This window comes from Puerhibacterium puerhi (assembly GCF_009846865.1).
Lineage (GTDB): Bacteria > Actinomycetota > Actinomycetes > Actinomycetales > Cellulomonadaceae > Puerhibacterium > Puerhibacterium puerhi.
Genome location: NZ_WUWN01000011.1, coordinates 23,862 through 44,352 on the forward strand (window position 1 = coordinate 23,862; position 20,491 = coordinate 44,352).

General features: G+C 76.7%; 18 protein-coding genes and 1 tRNA gene. 13 read left to right on the forward strand and 6 right to left on the reverse strand.

The window, feature by feature from the left end; all coding sequences use genetic code 11:
• The first annotated feature begins 232 nt into the window (after window positions 1-232).
• The gene (locus GSF02_RS08185; protein WP_159794603.1) at window positions 233-1,030 is read left to right on the forward strand and encodes a MerR family transcriptional regulator; all 798 of its coding nucleotides are present in this window, start codon (window positions 233-235) and stop codon (window positions 1,028-1,030) included.
• On the forward strand, window positions 1,027-1,680 hold the full coding sequence (locus tag GSF02_RS08190; protein ID WP_159794605.1) for a hypothetical protein: 654 nt from the start codon (window positions 1,027-1,029) through the stop codon (window positions 1,678-1,680). Before GSF02_RS08185 ends, GSF02_RS08190 begins: the two co-directional genes overlap by 4 nt.
• Window positions 1,681-1,686: 6 nt before the next feature.
• Here GSF02_RS08190 and GSF02_RS08195 read toward each other — a convergent pair whose 3' ends face one another.
• From GSF02_RS08195 to GSF02_RS08205, 3 genes are read right to left on the reverse strand one after another with little or no spacing between them, the layout of a single operon-like run.
• Window positions 1,687-3,426: an ATP-dependent DNA ligase gene (locus GSF02_RS08195; RefSeq protein WP_159794607.1), complete on the reverse strand. Its 1,740-nt coding sequence runs from the start codon at window positions 3,424-3,426 to the stop codon at window positions 1,687-1,689.
• Window positions 3,427-3,435: 9 nt separating this feature from the next.
• Complete coding sequence (locus GSF02_RS08200) at window positions 3,436-4,059, reverse strand: hypothetical protein (RefSeq protein ID WP_235915449.1); 624 nt, start codon at window positions 4,057-4,059, stop codon at window positions 3,436-3,438.
• 11 nt (window positions 4,060-4,070) lie between these two features.
• On the reverse strand, window positions 4,071-5,219 hold the full coding sequence (locus GSF02_RS08205) for a zinc-dependent alcohol dehydrogenase (RefSeq protein WP_159794609.1): 1,149 nt from the start codon (window positions 5,217-5,219) through the stop codon (window positions 4,071-4,073).
• A 196-nt stretch (window positions 5,220-5,415) separates the two neighbouring features.
• Between GSF02_RS08205 and GSF02_RS08210 the strand changes: the two genes are divergently transcribed.
• Entirely contained in the window at window positions 5,416-5,661 is a 246-nt protein-coding gene (locus GSF02_RS08210) for an acyl carrier protein (protein WP_159794610.1), read from the forward strand.
• A 91-nt stretch (window positions 5,662-5,752) separates the two neighbouring features.
• On the opposite strand, the gene GSF02_RS08215 is transcribed toward GSF02_RS08210, so the two are convergent.
• The gene (locus GSF02_RS08215) at window positions 5,753-6,436 is read right to left on the reverse strand and encodes a PAS and ANTAR domain-containing protein (protein WP_159794612.1); all 684 of its coding nucleotides are present in this window, start codon (window positions 6,434-6,436) and stop codon (window positions 5,753-5,755) included.
• A 101-nt stretch (window positions 6,437-6,537) separates the two neighbouring features.
• Here GSF02_RS08215 and GSF02_RS08220 point away from each other — a divergent pair, with 101 nt between their 5' ends.
• The 3 genes from GSF02_RS08220 to GSF02_RS08230 all read left to right on the forward strand — a co-directional run bounded on the left by GSF02_RS08220 (window position 6,538) and on the right by GSF02_RS08230 (window position 10,078).
• Window positions 6,538-7,455 carry a coiled-coil domain-containing protein gene (locus tag GSF02_RS08220; RefSeq protein ID WP_159794614.1) on the forward strand — a complete coding sequence of 306 codons (918 nt, stop codon included), beginning with the start codon at window positions 6,538-6,540 and terminating at the stop codon, window positions 7,453-7,455.
• A gap of 102 nt (window positions 7,456-7,557) precedes the next feature.
• Window positions 7,558-9,294, forward strand: coding sequence for a putative bifunctional diguanylate cyclase/phosphodiesterase (locus GSF02_RS08225; RefSeq protein WP_159794616.1), 1,737 nt, complete (start codon window positions 7,558-7,560; stop codon window positions 9,292-9,294).
• A gap of 109 nt (window positions 9,295-9,403) precedes the next feature.
• On the forward strand, window positions 9,404-10,078 hold the full coding sequence (locus tag GSF02_RS08230; protein WP_159794618.1) for a PilZ domain-containing protein: 675 nt from the start codon (window positions 9,404-9,406) through the stop codon (window positions 10,076-10,078).
• A gap of 54 nt (window positions 10,079-10,132) precedes the next feature.
• On the opposite strand, the gene GSF02_RS08235 is transcribed toward GSF02_RS08230, so the two are convergent.
• Complete coding sequence (locus GSF02_RS08235; RefSeq protein WP_159794620.1) at window positions 10,133-10,714, reverse strand: hemerythrin domain-containing protein; 582 nt, start codon at window positions 10,712-10,714, stop codon at window positions 10,133-10,135.
• Between the two features lie 117 nt (window positions 10,715-10,831).
• On the opposite strand from GSF02_RS08235, the gene GSF02_RS08240 reads away from it, so the two are divergent.
• The gene (locus GSF02_RS08240) at window positions 10,832-11,080 is read left to right on the forward strand and encodes a hypothetical protein (protein WP_159794622.1); all 249 of its coding nucleotides are present in this window, start codon (window positions 10,832-10,834) and stop codon (window positions 11,078-11,080) included.
• Window positions 11,081-11,143: 63 nt separating this feature from the next.
• On the opposite strand, the gene GSF02_RS08245 is transcribed toward GSF02_RS08240, so the two are convergent.
• Window positions 11,144-11,227: transfer RNA gene (locus tag GSF02_RS08245), tRNA-Leu, on the reverse strand.
• A gap of 201 nt (window positions 11,228-11,428) precedes the next feature.
• On the opposite strand from GSF02_RS08245, the gene GSF02_RS08250 reads away from it, so the two are divergent.
• The 6 genes from GSF02_RS08250 (at window position 11,429) to GSF02_RS08275 (ending at window position 20,488) form a co-directional block, all read left to right on the forward strand.
• Entirely contained in the window at window positions 11,429-12,667 is a 1,239-nt protein-coding gene (locus GSF02_RS08250; protein ID WP_159794624.1) for an AI-2E family transporter, read from the forward strand.
• 33 nt (window positions 12,668-12,700) lie between these two features.
• Complete coding sequence (locus GSF02_RS08255) at window positions 12,701-13,297, forward strand: GNAT family N-acetyltransferase (RefSeq protein ID WP_159794626.1); 597 nt, start codon at window positions 12,701-12,703, stop codon at window positions 13,295-13,297.
• Window positions 13,298-13,517: 220 nt separating this feature from the next.
• A complete protein-coding gene (locus tag GSF02_RS08260) occupies window positions 13,518-15,140 on the forward strand; it encodes an ABC-F family ATP-binding cassette domain-containing protein (RefSeq protein WP_159794628.1) in 1,623 nt (540 codons plus the stop codon).
• A gap of 34 nt (window positions 15,141-15,174) precedes the next feature.
• Window positions 15,175-17,286, forward strand: a complete 2,112-nt coding sequence (locus tag GSF02_RS08265) for a M3 family metallopeptidase (RefSeq protein WP_159794630.1) — start codon at window positions 15,175-15,177, stop codon at window positions 17,284-17,286.
• A 5-nt stretch (window positions 17,287-17,291) separates the two neighbouring features.
• A complete protein-coding gene (locus tag GSF02_RS08270) occupies window positions 17,292-18,671 on the forward strand; it encodes a M20/M25/M40 family metallo-hydrolase (RefSeq protein WP_159794632.1) in 1,380 nt (459 codons plus the stop codon).
• 77 nt (window positions 18,672-18,748) lie between these two features.
• On the forward strand, window positions 18,749-20,488 hold the full coding sequence (locus GSF02_RS08275) for a RecQ family ATP-dependent DNA helicase (RefSeq protein ID WP_159794633.1): 1,740 nt from the start codon (window positions 18,749-18,751) through the stop codon (window positions 20,486-20,488).
• Window positions 20,489-20,491 lie beyond the last annotated feature (3 nt).

The following is a 20,491-nucleotide window of genomic DNA, read 5'->3' on the forward strand; positions in this document are numbered from 1 at the left end:
GTCGTACGACGCCGGGACGCCGTCGGACCGCAGGGGGACCCGGGCCGGACCCCGGTCGAGTACCCTGGTGCCAGACTTCCGGCGCGAGAGCGTCGGCGGGATCCGAATGAGACAGCGGATCGAGCGGCCCCCACGGACCTCCACAGCCGTGGGGGCCGCTCGCTGCCGTGGGGCGCTCGGACGGCGCCGCGGGCGTTGACCTTGTCGCGGCGTCATGGTCGATGCTGACCGCATGCGCATCGGAGACCTGGCGAAGATCGCCGGCACGACCCCGCGGGCGGTGCGTCACTACCACCGCGCCGGCGTCCTGGCCGAGCCCGCCCGCCGGCCGAACGGGTACCGCGAGTACACGGCCGCGGACGTCGCGCGGCTGCTCCGGGTGCGCTGGCTGCTGGGCGCCGGCCTCAGCCTGCGGCAGGCGCGCGAGGCGCTCGACGCGGACGCGGCGGGCGGCCGCGGGCTGGAGCGCGAGCTGGAAGCGGCCCTGGAGCAGGCGGCCGCGGAGCGGGAGCGGCTCGACCGCCAGGAGCGGGTGCTGCGCGGCGTGCTCGCGCAGGTGCGGGCGGGCCGCAGCCCGTCGGCCGTGGTCCCGGAGGTGACGGAGGGGCTCGGCGACGTGGCCGCCGCCGTCGGTGCGGGCGGGGCCGGCTGGCTGGCCGCGGAGCGGCGGGCCGTGGAGATGCTGGCGCACCGGGGTGTGCTGGACGAGGGCGCCCAGCGGCTGCTGGCGGACACGCTCGTCCGCCTCGCCCGGGTCCCCGAGGACGCCGCGCGGCTGAGCGACCTCGCGGCTCGGATGGAGGCGCTGGCGGGACGCGACCCTCGGACGGCGGCCGCCGAGGTGGACGCCGCAGCCGCCCTGCTCGACCAGGTGCTCGGTGCGGTCGGGCTCGAGGCGCTCGCCGGCGCCGTCACGCCGGCGGGCGGCGTCGCCCCGGACGCCGACGCGCCCGCGTGGCTGGAGGCGCTCCTGCCGGACCCGGCGCAGCGCGCGGTCCTGCGGACGGTCCTCGCGCGGAGGACGCCGTGAGCCGCGCGCCCCACGGGACACGTGCCGCGCGCCTCGTCCGCCTCGGGCTGCGCCAGGCGGGCGCGCCGGCCGCGCTCGTGCGGGGGCGGGTGCACCGGGAGGGAGCGGGCGACGTCGTCGTGCCGTACGCGGCCGGCAGCGGCGCGACGTGCGCGGCGCTCGCGGTCGCCGCGGCAGTCGAGGCGGCCGCCGTCCACCTCGCCGTCCCGTGGGAGCGCCTGGGCGGCTGGGCCTGGACGCAGTGGGCGGCCCTCGGGGCCTCCGTGTGCGGGCTGGTGTGGGTGTACCTGTGGTGGGCGGCGCTCCGGGTCCACCCGCACCTGCTGCGCGACGACGAGCTCGTGCTGCGCGCCGGCGCGGCGGTGGTGGCGCGGGTGCCGCTCGCCGCGGTCGCGGCCGCCACCCCGCGGCGGCGCGGCGCGCCGGCCGCCGACCGCGGACGCCTCGTGCTCGGCGGGCTCGGCGGGGACACCAACCTGGACCTGGAGCTGGTGGCGCCCGTGGCCGTGCGCGACGTACGGGGGCGCGAGCGCCGGGTGGCCGCCGTGTCGCTCGGGGTGGACGACCCCGCCGCGGCGGCCCGCGCGATCACGGCCGCGCTGGAGGGCCGCGGCGCACCGGGGCCGGTCGGCGTGCGCCCCGCCCGGTGAGGGGCCTCAGCCGGCCTTGGCCAGGGCCCGCACGGTGTCGATAGTGTCGGCCTCCGTCGCGGCCTTGTCGTCGCGGTAGCGCAGCACGCGGGCGAACCGCAGCGCGAGCCCGCCGGGGTAGCGCGGCGAGCGCTGCAGCCCGTCGAACGCGATCTCCACCACCTGCTCGCGACGCACGTGCACCACGTGGCCCTCGCGGTGGGTCTCCAGCTCGAGGAACCGGCGCGTCTGCCACTCGAGCATCTCGTCGGTCATCCCCTTGAACGTCTTGCCGAGCATCACGAACCCGCCCTCGGGGTCCCGCGCGCCCAGGTGGATGTTGGACAGCCAGCCCTGGCGCCGGCCCGAGCCCCACTCGACGGCCAGCACCACGAGGTCGAGGGTGTGCCGGGGCTTCACCTTGACCCAGCCGGCGCCGCGGCGGCCCGCGGCGTAGGGCGCACCCAGGTCCTTGACCACCACGCCCTCCTGGCCCTCCGCGACAGCGCCGTCGAAGAACGCCTGCGCCTCGGCCGCGTCCGCGGTCACCAGGCGCCGCACCGTGCGTCCCGGCGCGACGCGCTCGAGCGCCTCCAGCCGTTCCCGCAGCGGCGCGTCGAGCAGGTCCGCACCGTCCGCGTGCAGCACGTCGAAGAAGAACGGCACCAGCTCGAGCCGGGCGGCCAGCTCGGCCTCGGCCGAGGGCGACGGCGGGTCCGCGGAGGCGGCCTCCGCGGCGGCTGCCGTCCCCGCCGCGGTGCCGCCCGTCGTCCCGCCCGCCGCGCCGTTCGCCGTGCGGGTCGCCGAGCGCGCGGCGGTCTCCTGGAACGGGCGCGGCGTGCCGTCCTCGTCCAGGGCCAGCGCCTCGCCGTCGAGCACCGCCGCGCGGACGGGCAGCGCCCGCACGGCGGCGACGATCTCGGGCACGCGGTCGGTGATGTCGTCCAGCGACCGGGTGAACACCCGCACGTCGTCGTCGCGCCGGTGCACCTGGATCCGGATCCCGTCGAGCTTGACGTCCAGGCACGCCCCGGCCGGCCGCGCGGGGCCCGCGTCGGACGCGCCGTCCGGCGCGCCGTGGCCTGGCACCCCCAGCCTCTCGAGCGCTGCCGGGACGTCCGGGGCGGACTGGGCGAGCATGGGCCGCACCGGCCGGCCCACCTCGAGCCGGAAGCCCGCCAGCGCGGCGGCCGGGTCGCGGCCCGCACCGACGGCGGTGAGCACGGCCCGGGCCACGGGGCCGGTGGCGCCGCGCAGCATGACGGCGCGGCGCACCGCCTCGGCGTCCACCCCCGCCGCCTCGGCGACGGCGTCCAGCACCACGGAGTCGAGCGCGCCCTGGCGCAGGTCGCCGGCGACGAGGCCGGTCAGGAGGCGCTGCTCGCGTGCGGTGGCCGCGCCGAACAGGTCGGCCGCCGCCTGCGCCCGCGCGGCCGCCGACCCGGGCCCCGCGAGCGCCGCCATCTTCTCGAACGCCGCGTCGACGCCCGCCACCGTCAGCGTCGGCGCCGCTGCAGGCGGGGGCAGGTCGCGCAGCGCGGCGTACCCCAGGCCGGTGCGCCGCTGGCGCAGCTCGCCGCCGAGGTAGGCGACCACGATCTCGACGTCGTCGGCCGTGGAGCCGGGCCCGTCGTCGGCGGGCGCCCGGGCGGCGCCGCCCTGGGCCACGGTCGCGCGCAGCAGCTCGGCGATCGCGGCGCGCTTGGCCAGGCGCGAGCGGGTGGCGGCCACCGCCTCGGACGTGGCGGCCACCCGGTCCAGCAGCAACCGCGCCCCTCAGCGGCGCGCGGCGCGCACGAGCGCGCGCACCGCCAGCACGGCGGCGAGCCCGCCGAGCACCCACGGGGCGCCGTTGACGACGGGGTCCACCGCCTGGTGGACGGTGTCGACCCGGCCGTGGCGCGCGGACACCGGGTGGTGGTGCAGCTCGCTGGCGATGCCCGTCTCGGTGAGCGGGTTGTCCGGGCGGGGCGTGGCGAAGGAGCGCACCGTGTGCTCGAGGACGTCGACGCGGTCGGCCGCGAGAAGGGTGAGCCAGTGCGCGGCCCGCCCCTCGCTCCACCGCTCGTAGGCCAGCCGGCGCAGCGCGCCGGCCAGGCCCTGCAGGGGCTGCGCCGTGCCGAAGACCGGGGTGAGGAACCGGTGCTCGACCGACCGCTCCCGCGGCCACGTCTCGGGCTGGCGCTCGGGGAAGTCCCAGTGCGCGCCGGTGGGCAGGGACTGCTCGCGCGGCACCGCCGGGCGGTCCTTGCGGTCGAGGTCGGCGCCCCAGCCGGGGATCCGGGCGCGCAGCTCGTCGGCCGACGGCGTCAGGTTCGGCTTCGCGGCGGTGTAGACGGGCGGCTTCTCGGGGGTCACGGCGTCCGGCGTGCCCGGGGCGTCGGGGGTCTGCTCGGTCATCTCGGCTCCTCTCACGCGGCGCTCGGCACGACGACGGGCTTGATGATGCCGTCGAGCTTGGCGGAGAACATGTGGTAGCCCTCGGCGATGTGCTCGAGCGGGATGCGGTGGGTCACGAGCTCGCTGGGCTTGAGGTGGCCGGCCTGGACGTGCTCGAACAGCCGCGGCCACTGCCGCTTGACGTGGCACTGGTTCATCCGCAGCGTCAGGCCCTTGTTCATCGCGTCGCCGAACTTCACGGCGGAGAACATCGGCCCGTAGGCGCCCATCACCGAGACGGTGCCGCCCTTGCGCACGCCGTCGATCGCCCAGTTCAGCGCGATCGGCGAGCCGCCCTGCAGCTTGAACCGCGCGGCGGTCAGGTGCTGGGTGAGGTTGCCGTCGGCCTCGGCGCCCACGCAGTCGATCGCGACGTCGGCGCCGAGGTAGTCGGTGATCTGCTTGAGCAGCAGGACGATGTCGCCGTGCTCGCCGAAGTTGTAGGTCTCGGCGTGCGCGAAGTCGCGCGCCTTCTCCAGCCGGTACTCCAGGTGGTCGATGACGATGACCCGCCCGGCGCCCATCAGCCAGGCCGACTTCGCGGCGACGAGCCCGACCGGGCCGGCGCCGAAGACCACGACGGTGTCGCCCTCGACGATGTCGCCGAGCTGCGCGCCGAAGTAGCCGGTCGCGACGGCGTCGGTGAGGAGCACGGCGTCCTCGGGGTCCATCCACTCAGGGATCTTGCTCGGCCCGACGTCGGCGAACGGCACGCGCACGTACTCGGCCTGGCCGCCGTCGTACCCGCCCGTGGTGTGGGAGTAGCCGTAGATGCCGCCGACCGCCGTGGCGTTGGCGTTGACGTTGTGGCAGTTGGCGTACAGCCCGCGGGCGCAGTAGTAGCAGGAGCCGCAGTACACGTTGAACGGCACCATCACCCGGTCGCCGACCTGCAGGTTCTGCACCGACGAGCCCACCTCGTGCACCACGCCGATGAACTCGTGACCGAACGTGTGGCCCACCCGGGTGTCCGGCATCATCCCGTGGTACAGGTGCAGGTCCGACCCGCAGATCGAGGCGAGCTCCACGCGCACGATCGCGTCGTTCGAGTGCTCGATCCTCGGGACGTCCTTCTCCTCCACGCGGACCCGGTAGGGCCCCCGGTACACCATGGCTCGCATTCGCTGCTCCCTCGTGGTCGACGGACCCGGCCAGCCTCACACCGGCCCCGCGGCCACGCACTCGCGGCGGATCGGTTGTGAGTCGCGCAGGCCCTGGCGACAGTGGAGGCGGCGCCCCGGCGGACCGCTCCGCCGCGGCGCAGCACGAGCCCGTGCCGGTGGGCACGGGCGCCGCACGACGACGGAGGTGACCAGCATGGCGACCGGTGAGACCGGGTTCGACGACGTGACGTTCGACCTCATCTCGGTGCAGTACCACTCGCTCAAGGCGGGGCACGACTACGGGCAGTACGTGCGCGACGCCCGCAACGCCGGCCAGGACGAGATCGCCGAGTTCTTCGAGCAGGTGATGGCCGAGGACTCGGAGCGCGCGAAGAAGTGCCACGAGTTCCTGGCGAAGCTCGGCGGGATCGACAACACCGCTCCGCAGTCGGGGGCGTGACCCCGTGCGACGAAGGCCCCGGACCGCGCGGCCCGGGGCCTTCGTCGCGCGCGGACGCCGGTGCGGTCCCCGGGGTCCTCGGCCGGGGTCCTCAGCCGTCCCGGCGTGCGCCGCCCGGGGGCACCGGGGCGGCGAGGAACTGCTCGACGGCCGCGTCGGTGAGCGCGTCCGCCAGCGGGCCGGGCCGCGCGAACCAGCCGACCAGCCACGCCGCCACGTCGCGCAGCGGCACGTTCGCCAGGTTCGACGCCCGCCGCAGCCGGGCGAACGCGCTCTCCTCGTCCAGGCCGCACACCGCCATGAGCATGCCCTTGGCCTGCTCGATCGCGGCGCGCCGGCGCGCGGACTCGCGGATCGACCGCGTGGCCGCCTCCTGCGCCACCCGGTGCTGCGCCGCCGTCACGTCGACGACGTACCCCACCATCTCGACCACCTCGCCGGTCGTGTCGCGCCGGCCGAGCCCCACCGTGGTGAGCACCCGGGTGCGCCCGCGGGCGTCGTCGATCCGGTGCACCGTGCCGAACGTGCCGCCCGTGCGGCGGACCTGCTCGACGAGGTCGTCGACGCGGACCGGGTCGTCCGGGTGCTCGTGCGCCAGGATCAGCGCCGTGGTCGGGACCACCTCGCCGGGCTCGAACCCGTACATGGCGTAGACCTCGTCGGACCAGTCCCAGCGCCCGGAGGCGAGGTCGTGGGAGTACCGCCCCGTGGGCGGGCCGCCGGGCGCGCTGAGGGCGGCCTCCAGCGCCAGGTCGATGGGCGCGCCGTGGGGCATGGCGGCTGCCTCCTGAGGCCGGGGACGAGGACCCCGACAGCGTAGGTGCGCGCACGCCGCAGCGCCCGGCGAGACCGGCGGCGCCGTGCCACCCTGGGCCGGTGAGCGCGCAGCAGCCGGTCGACGTCGACGCGCTCGTCGACGCGCTCTACGCCGGGCCGCTCGAGGACTTCGTCGCCGCGCGCGACGCCGCGGCGAAGCAGGTGGCGGCGTCGGGCGACCGCGTCGGCGCGGCCCGGGTGAAGCGGCTCGCCAAGCCGACCGTGGCGGCGTGGGTCATCAACCGGGTCGCCCGCGACCGCCCGGACGACGTCGCCGCCCTCACCGCGATCGGCGACGAGCTGCGCGCCGCGACCCAGGACCGCGACCGGGGCCGGATCAAGGCCCTGGACCGCCTGCGCCGCGAGCGGACCGACGCGCTGGTGCACGCGGTGCGCGCGGCGGGCGCGGTGGACGGCCGGCCCGTCTCCGACGCGGTGCTCGACCGCCTGGCCGAGACGCTCACCGCCGCCGTCATGGACGAGGACGCCGGGGCGGTCGTGCGGGCCGGCCGGCTGGGGCGCGCGCTGCAGCACGTGGGGTTCGGGATCGTCGACGAGGGCGGCGAGCCCGCCGACGTCGTCAGCCTGCGCGCCGGGGTGCCCGAGCCCGCCGCCAGCACGCCCGGCGCCGCCGAGCCCGCGGAGGAGGACGAGCGCGCCGCCGCCGAGCGTGCGGTCGCCGAGGCGGAGGCGCAGGTCGACCGCCTCGAGGCGCGCCGGGACGACGCCGAGCGCCGGCTGCGCGAGGCGCAGGAGGCCGCGGGGGAGCGCGCGCGGGAGCTCGCCGGCCTGGAGGAGGAGATCGAGCGGCTCCTGGCGCGGCGGGACGCCGCCCGCGCCGCCCAGGACGCGGCGCGGTCGGCGCAGGAGGACGCGCGCCAGGCGCTCGCGGCGGTCGAGGACGAGCTCGACGCCGCGGAGGACCAGGCCGCCGCCGCCCGCCGCCGGCGCCGGGAGGCCCGCCGCCGCGGCTCCTGACCCCGCCGTCCTGCTCACCGACGCCCTCCGGCGGCCGATCTAGCAGGACGGAGCCGCCCGACGGCGACGAGCCGCGACGGTGCACGACGAAGGAGGGCCACGGTGAGCAGGACGGTGCTGCACGGGTTCGCGGACCGCGTGTCGCGGTACTGGCGGCCGGGCGCCGGCGAGGGGGTGCGGCTCGAGCCGCTCCTGCGCCTGGTCGACCACATGCCGGCGGCGGTGATGACCGTCGACCCCGCGACGCTGGAGATCACCTACCTCAACGCGGCGTGCCGGCGCGCGTTCGCGGACGTCGCGCTCGCCGTCCCCGTCCCGCTCGACGCGCTGGTGGGCACCCCCGTGGACATGCTGCTGGGCCGCGACCCCGACCAGGTGCGCCGCCTGCTGGCCGGCCCGGGAAGCCTTCCGGAGCGGTCGCGCCAGCGGTTCGGCGAGCGCACGCTCGAGGCCCTCGTCTGGCGCCTCGACGGCCTCGAGGACGTCGGGCCGCTGGGGGTGCTGCTGTGGCACGACGTCTCGTCGGAGATCGAGGCCGCCACCCGCGCGGGCCGCCTCGCGCGCCAGGACGGCCTGACGGGGCTGCTCAACCGCGACGCCTTCCAGGAGCGGCTGGACCTCGTGCTGGCCGCGCCGGGCCAGGAGGTCTGCCTGCTGTACGTCGACCTCGACGGCTTCAAGACCGTCAACGACGTGCACGGGCACCTCGTCGGCGACGCGCTCATCCGGCAGGCGGCGACCCGGCTGCGCGACACCGCCGACCGGGCCGAGGCGACCGTCGGGCGGGTCGGCGCCGACGAGTTCGTGGTGCTGCTGCCGTACGGCGACACCGACCGCGCCGCGGCCCTGGCCCAGACGATCGTGGACCGGCTGGGCCGGCCGTACCGGCTCGGCACCGAGCGGCAGGCGCGGGTCGGCGCGTCGGTCGGCATCGCGCAGGCCCCGGCGCACGGCACGGACGCCGAGACGCTCGTCGCGCGGGCCGACATGGCGCAGTCCGCGGCCAAGGACGCCGGCAAGGGCTCGGTGCGGCTGTTCGCCGACTGGATGGAGGAGCAGGTCCGCGAGCGGGTCCGGCTGGAGGTGGCGCTGCGCCGGGCGATCGACGGCGAGGACGGGCTGTTCGTCTTCTACCAGCCCATCGTCGACATCGAGACCGGCACCGTGACGGGACGCGAGGCGCTGGCGCGCTGGCACGAGCCGCGGCAGGGGTGGGTCTCGCCCGGGCGGTTCGTGCCCGTCGCCGAGGAGAGCGGTCTCATCGAGGCGCTCGGCCGGCTCGTGCTGCGCCGCGCCTGCCAGGACGCCGCCGGCTGGGCCGGCGGGGAGCGCGTCGCGGTGAACGTCTCCGCGCAGCAGCTCGGGCGCGGCACGCTGGTGGAGGCGGTGCTCAGCGCGCTCTCGGCCTCCGGGCTGGCGCCGGACCGCCTGGAGCTCGAGGTGACCGAGACGGCCCTGCTGCCGGTCGACGAGGCCAGCGTGGCCGAGCTGACGTACCTGCGGGAGGCCGGCGTGCGCGTCGCGCTGGACGACTTCGGCACCGGCTACTCCTCGCTGGCCCACCTGCGCGCCTTCCCGTTCGACAAGATCAAGATCGACGGCAGCTTCGTGCGCGAGGCGGTCGAGCGGGCGGACAGCGCCGCGGTCGTGCGGGCCGTGGCGGAGCTGGGGCGCCGGCTCGACGTCACCACGGTCGCCGAGGGCGTGGAGACGCAGGACCAGCTCGACCGCGTCCGGTCCGAGGGGTGCGTCGAGGTGCAGGGCTACCTCTACGGGCGGCCCGAGCCGAGCGAGCAGGACGCCGTGGTCGTCGCGGGGCTCGGGGCGCACGGCGGGTGAAGCGCGGGTGAAACGTGCCGCGCGACCTGCGCCGCGGCCCGTGCCGGGCTAGGTTCTCCCGGCGGCGGAGGCGTCGGCCCCGCCGCCGGACGAGCGGGAAGGAAGGCGCATGCACGAGCTGCGACCGGTGTACCTCGACATGGACGGCGTCTACGCCTCGGGCCACGTCGACTGGTGCGACGGCGCCGCCATGCGGGTCGAGCTGCCGAGCCTGGGCCGGGCCTGGACGGTCGGCGCCGCGGTGCGCGCCGAGGTGCTCGACGACGTGCGCGGCCGGTGCGTGTACGACGGCACCGTGACGGAGCGCGAGGACCTCGCGCTCGTGCTGTCCGGGCTCGTGCGCGTGGCGACCTTCCAGGACCGGGAGGCCGTGCGGGTGGGCGTGCACGAGGTCGTGGCCGCCACGGTGCAGGCCGCCGCCCCGAAGAGGTCCGGGACGGCGGGGTCCGACACGGCGAAGTCCGAAGAGGCGGGGTCCGACGCGGCGGGGGCCGACGAGGTCAAGGTGACGCTGCTCGACCTCAGCGCCCACGGCCTGCGGCTGATCGCCCCGCGGAGGCTCGAGGTCGGCGACACGCTCGACCTGGCCGTCCCGCACGTGGAGCAGGCCGGGGGCGTGCGCGAGGTCCCCGTGCGCGTCGTCGTCGTGCGCACCCAGCAGATGAACGACGTCGTGCACTACGGGTGCCGGTTCGTGGGGCACGACGCCGCACGGACCGAGCTGCTCAGCCGGCACGTGGCCCGCCTGCAGCGCGAGGAGCTGCGCCGGCGCGCGTCGTACTGACGCCGGGCGCGGCGGGCGCACCCGGCGGGGGAGCGTGGGCCGGCACGCGGCGCCTCAGCCGGTGGAGCGCCCGGTCAGCCTGTCGCGCAGCCGGTCGACCATGCCGACGCCCGGCCCCACCGTCTTGTGGAACAGCTCGGAGTGCGGGGCGCTGGGGTGCGGCCGCGTGGGCGCCAGCTTCTTGGCGCCCTCGACCTTGGTGCCCAGCTCGACGAGCCGGTCGGGCGGGATGTGCGCCCGCAGCTGCGGGAACTGGTCGGTCTCCTCGTCGTTCGCGTGGTGGCGCAGCAGCGCCTCCAGCTCGCGCACGAGCTCCATGAACGTGGCGTCCGCGGCGTCCACGCCCTCCAGCCGCTTGAGGAGCTGGACGATCTCGTCGTGCTCCTCCTTGTCGTGCGCGATCTCCTCCGTGCCGTTGGGCATGTGCTCCTCGATCGCGGGGTAGACGAACATCTCCTCGGCGACCGCGTGCCGCATGATCTCGGCGGTCACGGTGTCGGCCAGGTCCCGGCGCTGCGTCGCGTCGGGCGCCGTCTCGATCTGCCCCAGGAGCTCGAGCATGTCCCGGTGGTCGCTGGTGAGGATGTCGACCACGTCGGCGCCGCCGACGCCGGGACCGGTGGCTGTGTCGGTCATGATGGCCCTCCTTCGGGCTGGGCTCCCAGCGTAGGCAGGCCCGCGCCCGTTCGCGGAAGACCCGGACGCGGTGAGATCGTGCGCGGGTGCGTCCCCGCGTCGCAGGAGGTGCGTCGGATGGTCCGGGCGGCCCTCGCCAGCGTCCGCGGCGCCGTGGCGCGCGTGGTCGACGACGTGCTCGACTACAACGACCGCTGGGTCATGGAGGTCCACGAGCCGTGGCAGGACGCCGGCTCCCGGGTGCGGTGCGGCGGGCCGCACCGCGCTCGGGTGCCCGACTGGCCGTGCCCGACCTGGACCGCGGCGGCCGACCGGCGGGCCGCGCGGCGCCGGCGCCGCGACCCGGGCCGCAGCGGCACCCGATGACGTGCGAGCCCGATGGCGTGCGAAAGGCCCCGGGTCCCTGCGGGAACCGGGGCCTTGCCGATGTGTCCGGAGGGGGACTTGAACCCCCACGCCCTATACGGGCACTAGCACCTCAAGCTAGCGCGTCTGCCATTCCGCCACCCGGACGAGTGGACCGTTCCGGCGCCCTGCGCCGTCTCGGTGCGGGTAGAAACATAGCACGTCACCGGGGGCCGAGAACAAACCGCCCGGTCCTCCTGCCGGGGACCGTGACCGGGTGCACACTGGGGCACACCGGGCGCGTGAGCAGGCGTGCGGCTGGCGTGCGGCCGCTGGCCCCACGACGCGTGGACGACCTCAGGAGGTGACGTGGTGACCGACGACCGGCCGGCGCTGAGCCCGGCCGCCCGCCGCCTGGTCCAGGGGCGGCGGGACGCCGACCGGGCCGGGACGACCGAGAACGTGCCCGCGTGGCTGCGCACCGCCGCCGGGTGGTCGTGGCGGTTCGTCGCCCTCGTCGTCGCCGTCTCCCTCGTCGTGTTCGCCACGGCCCGCGTGCAGCTCGTGTTCGTCGCGGTGTTCCTCGCCCTGGTGCTCACGTCGGTGCTCAAGCCGGTCACCGACTTCTACGCCCGCGCGATGCCGCGGCGGCTGGCGGTGGTGCTCGCCTTCCTCAGCGCGATCGTCGTCTTCGGCGGGCTCGTCACCTACGTCGTGGCGTCGGTGGCGGGTCAGTGGAGCCGGCTGGCGGGGGAGTTCAACGACGGCGTCGAGCAGATCGTCGGCTGGCTGCGCAACGGCCCGCTGCCGGTGTCCTGGGCGCAGATCAACCAGTGGGTCGACACCGGGCGCGAGTGGGTCACCGACCACAGCGACGACCTCGCCAGCCAGGCCGTCGCCAGCGCCGGCTCGGTGGCCGAGGGGTTCGCCGTCGTCGCCCTGGCGATCTTCTGCACCGTGTTCTTCTTGGTGTCCGGCGGCCAGATGTGGCGGTGGTTCCTGGACCAGCTGCCGGAGACGCACCGCTGGCGGTGGAGCGCCGCCGCCAGCGCCGGCTGGTACAGCTTCTCCGGCTACGCCCGCGGCACGGTGATCATCGCCATCACCGACGGCATCCTCGCCGGCGCGCTCCTGGCCATCCTCGGGGTGCCGCTGGCCGCGCCGCTGGCGGTGCTCGTGTTCATCGGCGCCTTCATCCCGCTCGTCGGCGCGCCGGCCGCGATGATCATCGCCGCCGTGGTGGCGCTCGCGGCCGAGGGGCCGGTCACCGCGCTCGTCGTGACCATCGGCATCGCGCTCATCGGGCAGATCGAGGGCCACCTGCTGCAGCCGCTGATCATGGGCAAGCAGGTGGCGCTCCACCCGGTCGTCATCGCGCTCGGCGTCACGGCCGGCACCGTCGTGGCCGGCATCCTGGGCGCCGTCGTGGCGGTGCCGCTGCTCGCCGTCGCCTGGACGGTCTACAGCACGCTGCGGCGGGGGGAGCCGCCGGTCGACGCCGACGACGTCGGGCCCGACGCCCCGGTCCTCGGCGACGACGGCGACGGCCGGGACGGGCAGCCGGGCCCGGCCGGTCCGGCCGGCCAGGGCGCCGCGCACAAGCCGTGAGGGCCGCCGCGGGCGCGTGAGAGGCTGCCGCACATGGAACCGTTCCCGCTGGTCAACGAGCACGTGCACCTGACGGTCCCCACGGCCGCCGACGTCGACCGGGTGGCCGAGGTCTGCCAGGACCCCGAGGTGCAGCGGTGGACCACCGTGCCCAGCCCGTACACCCGCGCCGACGCCGAGTCGTTCGTCACCGGGTTCGTCCGCCGCGGGTGGGAGACCGGCTCCGACCTCACCTGGGCGGTGCGCCCGGCGCGCGACCCGGCCGGCCCGCTGCAGGGCATGGTGGGCCTGGCCGTGTCCGACGGCGGCGGCGAGCGCACCGGGGAGATCGGCTTCTGGGCGGCGCCCGAGGCCCGCGGCCGCGGGCTGATCACCGAGGCCGCGCGGATCGTCACCGACCTGGGCCTCGACCCCGAGGGGCTGGGCCTGGTGCGCGTGCAGTGGCTGGGCTACGTGGGCAACTGGCCCTCGCGCCGCGTGGCCTGGAAGGTCGGCTACCGCTTCGAGGGCACGCTGCGGCGCTCCGCCGACCAGCGCGGCGTGCGGCGCGACGCCTGGGTCGCCTCGCTGCTGCCCGACGACCCGCGCGAGCCGGCCGAGCCGTGGCCCGCCGAGGCGCCGGCGCGCTGACCGCCGCGCCGTCGCCCGGACCGCAAAAGCCGTTGCGCCGCAGATCAGGGCCGTGCCATCCTCGCGGTGTCCCCGCGGCACCGCCGCGTGTGAGAGGGGACGGCTCCCGAGCAGCATCGCGAGGCAGAGACATGACGGGCACCCCGGCCGCCGCCTGACCGCGCGCCGTCCGCCCCCCTGGGCCGGGCCGGCGCACCAGCCGACCGTCCGGAGCCCCTGCATGTCCACGCCCACCTCCACCCTGCCCGCCGTCGTGCTGCACGACGTGACCTTCGCCTGGCCCGACGGGGCCACCCCGGTCGCCGGCGTGTCCGGCGCGTTCGGCCGCGGCCGCACCGGCCTCGTCGGCGCCAACGGCGCCGGCAAGTCCACGCTGCTGCGGCTCGTCGCCGGCCGCCTGCGCCCCACGTCCGGCACCGTCGCGGTGGCCGGCGTGCCCGACTACCTGCCCCAGCGCCTGACGCTCGACGTCGACGCCACCGTCGCCGACCTGCTCGGCGTGCGCGCCGTCGTCGACGCCGTGCGCGCCATCGAGTCCGGCGACGTGCGCCCCGAGGTGTTCGACGCCGTCGGCGACGCGTGGGACGCCGAGGAGCGCGCTGTCGCGGCGCTCGCGGCGAGCGGACTGCCGGCCGACCTGGACCGCCGTGTCGGGACGCTGTCCGGCGGGGAGGCGATGCTCACCGCCGTCACCGGCGTGCGGCTGCGCGGCGCCGACGTCGCCCTGCTGGACGAGCCCACCAACAACCTCGACGGCGACGGGCGCGAGCGCCTCTACGAGCTGGTCCGCTCGTGGCGCGGGGCGCTGGTGGTGGTGTCCCACGACCGGGCGCTGCTCGAGCTCGTCGACGCCACGGCGGAGCTGCGCGCCGGCGCCCTGACCACGTTCGGCGGCCCGTACTCGGCGTACGAGGAGCACCTGGCCGGGCAGCAGGCCGCGGCCGAGCGTGCCCTGCGCGACGCCGAGCAGGTGCTGCGCCGCGAGCGGCGCCAGCGCATCGAGGCCGAGGAGCGCATCGCGCACTCCCAGCGCCAGGGGCGCAAGGACGCGGCCAACGGCAAGTACGTCAAGGCGGTCGTCAACGACCGGCGCAACGCCGCGCAGAAGGCGCAGGGCGCGCGCCGCGGGCAGGCGGCGGACAAGGAGGCCGCCGCCCGCGCGAGCGTCGAGGCGGCCGAGCGGGCGGTGCGCGACGACGACGCGATCGTCGTCGACCTGCCGGACCCGGGCGTGCCCGCCGGGCGGCGCGTGGCGGTGCTGCGCGGGACGGACGGGCGCGAGGTGGTGCTCCAGGGCCCGGAGCGGGTGGCCCTCACCGGGCCGAACGGCGCGGGCAAGACGACGCTGCTCGAGCGCCTCGTGCACCCGGGCGGCGGGGGGACCGGCGACGGCACGGAGCACGGCCCCGGCGGCACGCTGCTCACCGACCGGGTCGGCTACCTGCCGCAGCGGCTCGACGTGCTCGACGACGCCGCCACCGTGCTCGACGCGGTGCGCGAGGGCGCCCCGGACGTGCCCCCGGGCGAGCTGCGCGGCCGGCTGGCCCGGTTCCTGGTGCGCGGGGCGGCAGTCGACCGGCCGGTCGCCACGCTCTCGGGCGGCGAGCGGTTCCGGGTCACCCTCGCCCGGCTGCTGCTGGCCGAACCGCCCGCGCAGCTGCTGGTGCTGGACGAGCCGACAAACAACCTCGACCTCGCGAGCGCCGACCGGCTCGTCGAGGCGCTCGGGGCCTACCGCGGCGCCCTGCTGGTGGTCAGCCACGACCGGCCGTTCCTCGAGCGGCTGGGCCTGGACGCCGAGCTGCGGCTGGAGCGCGACGGCACGCTGCACCGGGTGCGGTAGCGGGGCGGCGGGGCGCGGGTGCTTGGATGGGCGCATGACGTCGTCCGCGCCCGCCGCCGCCAGCGCCACGCTCGACCCCGCCAACCCCTTCGCGACGCCGTCGCCGCTGCCGTACGGGCTGCCCGACTACGCGGCGGTCCGCGAGGAGCACTACGAGCCGGCGATCCTGGCCGGGATGGCGCAGCAGCGGGCCGAGGTCGAGGCGATCGCCACCGACCCCGCACCGCCGACGGTCGCCAACACCCTCGAGGCGCTGGAGCGCTCCGGCCGGCTGCTGGACCGCGCCCTGCGCGCGTTCGGCAACCAGCTCTCGGCCGACGCGACGCCCGGCCTGGAGGACCTCCAGGAGCGCCTGGCGCCCCGGCTGGCCGCGCACGACGACGCCCTGGCGATGGACGCGCGCCTGTACTCCCGCGCCCGGGCGCTCGCGGACGCCGCGGCGGCGGGCGACCTCGCCCTGGACACCGACACGGCCTACCTCCTCGAGCGCCTCCTGACCCGGATGCGGCGCGCCGGCGTCGAGCTCGGCGCCGCCGACCAGGAGCGGCTGCGCGCGCTCAACGCCCGGCTGACCACCCTGGAGGCGCAGTTCGGCCGCCGGCTGCTCGCCGGCGCCAACGCCGCCGCGGTGCTCGTGACGGACCGGGCCGAGCTCGCCGGGCTGCCCGAGGACGCCGTGGCGGGGGCCGCCGCCGCGGCCGCCGCGCGCGGGCACGAGGGCGCCTGGCTGCTGGAGCTGCAGCTGCCCACCCGCCAGGGCGTGCTCGCGTCGCTGCGCAGCCGTGACCTGCGCGAGCGCGTGCAGCGGGCGTCGGAGCAGCGCGGCGTCGGCGGCGAGCACGACACCCGCGGGATCGTGCTGGAGATCGCCCGGCTGCGCGCCGAGCGCGCCCGGCTGCTCGGCTACCCGCACCACGCCGCGTACGTGGCCGAGGACGCCACCGCCCGCACCGCCGACGCCGTGGCGCAGATGCTCGAGCGGCTCGCGCCCGCGGCGGTCGCGAACGCCCGCGCCGAGGCGAGCGAGCTGCAGGCGCTGCTGCGCGCCACCGAGGGGGAGGGCGCCGAGCTGCGCGCCTCGGACTGGGCCTACCTGTCCGAGCAGGTGCGCCAGGCGCGGTTCGCGCTGGACGACGCGGCGCTGCGGCCCTACCTGGAGCTGGAGCGGGTGCTGCGCGACGGGGTGTTCGAGGCGGCCCGCCGGCTCTTCGGGATCTCGCTGGCCGAGCGCACCGACCTGGTGGGCTACCACCCGGACGTGCGGGTCTTCGAGGTGTTCGACTCCCCGGAGCCGGGCGAGCCCAGCCAGGGGATCGGGCTGTTCCTGGGCGACTGGTACACCCGCGAGTCCAAGCGGGGCGGGGCGTGGATGAACGCCCTGGTCGACCAGAGCCACCTGCTGGGCGAGCGGCCCGTGGTGGTCAACAACCTCAACGTCGTCAAGCCGCCGGCCGGCGAGCCCACCCTGCTGACCTGGGACGAGGTCACGACGGTCTTCCACGAGTTCGGGCACGCGCTGCACGGCCTGCTGTCCGACGTGCGCTACCCGACGCAGTCCGGCACGGCAGTGCCCCGCGACTTCGTCGAGTACCCGTCGCAGGTCAACGAGATGTGGGCGTGGGAGCCGCAGGTCCTGCGCGGGTTCGCGGTGCACCACCGCACCGGCGAGCCGATGCCCGAGCAGTGGGTGGAGACCATGCTCGCCTCGCGGCAGTGGGGCGAGGGCTTCGCCACCACCGAGTACCTGGCCGCCGCGCTGCTCGACCAGGCGTGGCACCGCCTGGCGCCCGAGGAGGTCCCGACGTCGGTCGACGACGTGCTGCCGTTCGAGCAGGCCGCGCTCGAGGCCGCCGGCGTCGCCTACGCACCCGTGCCGCCGCGCTACCGGACCACCTACTACAACCACGTCTGGGGCTCCGGGTACGCCGCCGGCTACTACTCGTACATCTGGTCCGAGGTGCTCGACGCCGACACCGGCGAGTGGTACCGCGAGCGCGGCGGGCTGGCCCGCGCCAACGGCGAGGAGTTCCGCCGTCGGCTGCTGGCCCGCGGCGGCTCCCAGGACCCCATGACGTCGTTCCGCGAGCTGCGCGGACGTGACCCCGAGATCACCCCGCTGCTCACCCGCCGCGGACTGGAGGCCTGACACCGATGACCGACGAGACGACGACCCCCGCGACCACCCCGGTGACCGCCCCTGCGACGGCCCCGCCCGCGGCCGCGCACCCGAGCGCCCAGGACGAGGTCGTGGGCATCTGCCGCGACCTGCTGCGGATCGACACCTCGAACTACGGCGACGACTCCGGGCCGGGCGAGCGCAAGGCCGCCGAGCTCGTGGCCGAGCTGCTCACCGAGGTGGGCCTCGACGTCGAGGTGTTCGAGTCCCGGCCCGGGCGCACCTCCGTGGTGACCCGCATCGCGGGCGCCGACCCGTCCCGGCCGGCGCTCGTGCTGCACGGGCACACCGACGTCGTGCCCGCGATGGCGGCCGACTGGAGCGTGGACCCGTTCGCCGGCGAGGAGCGCGACGGCCTGCTGTGGGGCCGCGGCGCCGTCGACATGAAGGACATGGACGCGATGATCCTCGCCGTCGTGCGCCAGATGGTGCGCGAGGGCCGCAAGCCTGCCCGCGACGTCATCGTGGCGATGTTCGCCGACGAGGAGGCGGGCGGCGTGCTCGGCGCCGAGTGGGCGGTCGAGCACCGGCCCGAGCTGTTCGAGGGCGCCACCGAGGCGATCAGCGAGGTCGGCGGGTTCTCCGTCGAGGTCGGCGGGCGCCGGGCGTACCTGCTGCAGACGGCGGAGAAGGGGCTGGCCTGGCTGCGCCTGCTCGCCTCCGGCCGGGCCGGCCACGGCTCGGCGGTCAACCACGACAACGCCGTGACGGCGCTGGCCGAGGCCGTGGCGCGGATCGGCCGGCACCGCTGGCAGACCACGCTGACGCCCACCGTCGAGGCGCTGCTGCGCGGCGTGGCCGACCTCACCGGCCTGCCCTTCGACCCGCAGGACGACGGCGCTCTCGACGCGCTCGTGGACGCCCTGGGGCCGGCGCGCCCGTTCGTCGGCGCGACCCTGCGCCACACCGCCAACCCCACCCAGCTCGACGCGGGGTACAAGGCCAACGTCATCCCGGGCACCGCCAGCGCCGCCGTGGACGTGCGCCTGCTGCCCGGCCACGAGGCCGAGGGCCTGGCCACGCTGCGCGAGCTCGCCGGGCCGGACGTGCGGTTCGAGCCGATCCACGAGGCGACCGCCCTGGAGGTGCCGTTCTCGGGGTCGCTGGTGGACGCGATGGCCGACGCCGTGGTCGCGGAGGACCCGGGCTCGGTGGTGCTGCCGTACATGCTCTCCGGCGGCACCGACAACAAGTCGCTCTCCCGCCTGGGCATCACCGGGTACGGGTTCGCGCCGCTGCGCCTGCCGGCCGACCTCGACTTCGTCGCGATGTTCCACGGCGTCGACGAGCGCGTGCCCACCGACGCGCTGCGGTTCGGCACCCGGGTGCTCGACCGGCTGCTCGCCACCTGCTGAGGCGCCCCCGACGGGTGGGTGGGGGAGCGGGGTCCCATCATGGACGGCGGCCCCCTCCCCGTCAGTCTGGAGCACCCATGCCGCACGACGCCGCGACCGGTCCCGAGCCCGCGCCGCAGGGCGAGCCCGAGCCGCAGACCGGGCCCGCGCCCGTGCCGGTCGGCACCGCCACCCTGCGCGACGTGCGGCGCACCGCCCGGGAGGTCTTCGGGTACGAGTCGCTGCGCCCGGGCCAGGCGGAGGCCATCCGCGCGCTGCTGGACGGGCACGACGTGCTGCTCGTGCTGCCCACCGGGGCCGGCAAGTCGGCCGTCTACCAGCTGCCCGGCGTCGAGCTCGACGGGCCCACGCTCGTCGTCTCGCCGCTCATCGCGCTCCAGCGCGACCAGGTGCGCTCGCTCCTGGAGGTGGGCGACGAGGACGTCTCGGCGCGGGCCCTGAGCTCGGCGGTGCCGGAGTCCGAGCGGCGGGCGACGCTCGAGGCGGCCGCGGCCGGCGAGCTGGAGTTCCTCTTCCTCGCCCCGGAGCAGCTCGCCAACGACGAGGTGCTCGACGTCGTGCGCGCCGCGCGCCCGAGCCTGGTGGCGGTCGACGAGGCGCACTGCGTCTCGGTGTGGGGGCACGACTTCCGGCCCGAGTACCTGCGCCTCGGCGAGCGCATCGACACCCTCGACCCGCGCCCGCGGGTCATCGCGCTCACCGCCACGGCGTCGCCGCCCGTGCGCGACGACGTCGTGCGGCGCCTGCACCTGCGCGCCGCCGAGGTCATCGTGCGCGGCTTCGGCCGCTCCAACCTCGTGCTCGAGGTGGAGCGGGCCCTGACCGAGGACGACAAGGACCGCGCCGTCGTGGACCGCGCCGCCGCCGAGGTCGAGCGGGCGGCCGCGGCGGCGGGGGCCGGCGAGGGCCCCGGGGGCAACGGCATCGTCTACGTCGCCACCCGGCGGCGCACCACGGAGCTGGCCGAGGCGCTGGCCGACCGCGGCCTGCGCGCCGCCGCCTACCACGGCGGCATGCGCCGCGCCGAGCGCGACGACACCCAGCACCGGTTCACCGCCGGCGAGGTCGACGTCGTCGTCGCGACGTCGGCGTTCGGCATGGGCATCGACAAGCCGGACGTGCGCTTCGTGCTGCACGCGGACGTGCCCGACTCCCCGGACAGCTACTACCAGGAGGTCGGCCGGGCGGGCCGCGACGGGCAGGACGCCGCCGCGGTGCTGTTCTACCGGCCCGAGGACCTGGGCCTGCGCCGGTTCTTCGCCGGCGGCGCGCCGCGCCGCGAGGACCTGCTCGAGGTGGCCCGGGCGCTGGCGGCCGACGGCGCGGGTCGTGGCCGGCGCAGGGCGCCGTCGGGCCTGCCGCGGCGCCTGGCCAGGCTGCGCTCCCTGGTCGAGGACGCCCGCGCGCTGGCCGGCGCCGACGCGCGGCCGGCCGCCGTCGCCGACGCCGCGGTGGCGCTGGCCGAGGAGCGGCGACGGATGGACGACTCGCGCGTGGAGATGATGCGCGGCTACGCCGAGACCTCGCAGTGCCGGCTGCAGTACCTGCTGGCGTACCTGGGCGAGGAGCTCGACGAGCCGTGCGGGCGGTGTGACACCTGCCGCGAGGGCACCGCCGCCGAGCACGACGTCGACGCCGCGGACCGGCCGTTCGCCGTGGGCACCGGCGTGGTGCACCGCGAGTTCGGCCCCGGCACCGTCATGGGCTACGAGGCCGACGACCGCGTCACCGTGCTGTTCGAGGCCCACGGGTACCGCACCCTGGCGCTCGCGGTCGTCGAGCACGGGCTGCTGGAGCCGCAGGGGGCCGCGGGGTAGCGC

Excerpts from the sequence above, each read along its gene's own strand:
- GSF02_RS08185 (WP_159794603.1), top strand. The coding sequence starts at position 233 with ATGCGCATCGGAGACCTGGCGAAGATCGCCGGCACGACCCCGCGGGCG.
- GSF02_RS08200 (WP_235915449.1), bottom strand. The coding sequence starts at position 4,059 with ATGACCGAGCAGACCCCCGACGCCCCGGGCACGCCGGACGCCGTGACC.
- GSF02_RS08205 (WP_159794609.1), bottom strand. The coding sequence starts at position 5,219 with ATGCGAGCCATGGTGTACCGGGGGCCCTACCGGGTCCGCGTGGAGGAG.
- GSF02_RS08210 (WP_159794610.1), top strand. The coding sequence starts at position 5,416 with ATGGCGACCGGTGAGACCGGGTTCGACGACGTGACGTTCGACCTCATC.
- GSF02_RS08215 (WP_159794612.1), bottom strand. The coding sequence starts at position 6,436 with ATGCCCCACGGCGCGCCCATCGACCTGGCGCTGGAGGCCGCCCTCAGC.
- GSF02_RS08230 (WP_159794618.1), top strand. The coding sequence starts at position 9,404 with ATGCACGAGCTGCGACCGGTGTACCTCGACATGGACGGCGTCTACGCC.
- GSF02_RS08235 (WP_159794620.1), bottom strand. The coding sequence starts at position 10,714 with ATGACCGACACAGCCACCGGTCCCGGCGTCGGCGGCGCCGACGTGGTC.
- GSF02_RS08240 (WP_159794622.1), top strand. The coding sequence starts at position 10,832 with ATGGTCCGGGCGGCCCTCGCCAGCGTCCGCGGCGCCGTGGCGCGCGTG.
- GSF02_RS08255 (WP_159794626.1), top strand. The coding sequence starts at position 12,701 with ATGGAACCGTTCCCGCTGGTCAACGAGCACGTGCACCTGACGGTCCCC.
- GSF02_RS08260 (WP_159794628.1), top strand. The coding sequence starts at position 13,518 with ATGTCCACGCCCACCTCCACCCTGCCCGCCGTCGTGCTGCACGACGTG.
- GSF02_RS08265 (WP_159794630.1), top strand. The coding sequence starts at position 15,175 with ATGACGTCGTCCGCGCCCGCCGCCGCCAGCGCCACGCTCGACCCCGCC.
- GSF02_RS08270 (WP_159794632.1), top strand. The coding sequence starts at position 17,292 with ATGACCGACGAGACGACGACCCCCGCGACCACCCCGGTGACCGCCCCT.
- GSF02_RS08275 (WP_159794633.1), top strand. The coding sequence starts at position 18,749 with ATGCCGCACGACGCCGCGACCGGTCCCGAGCCCGCGCCGCAGGGCGAG.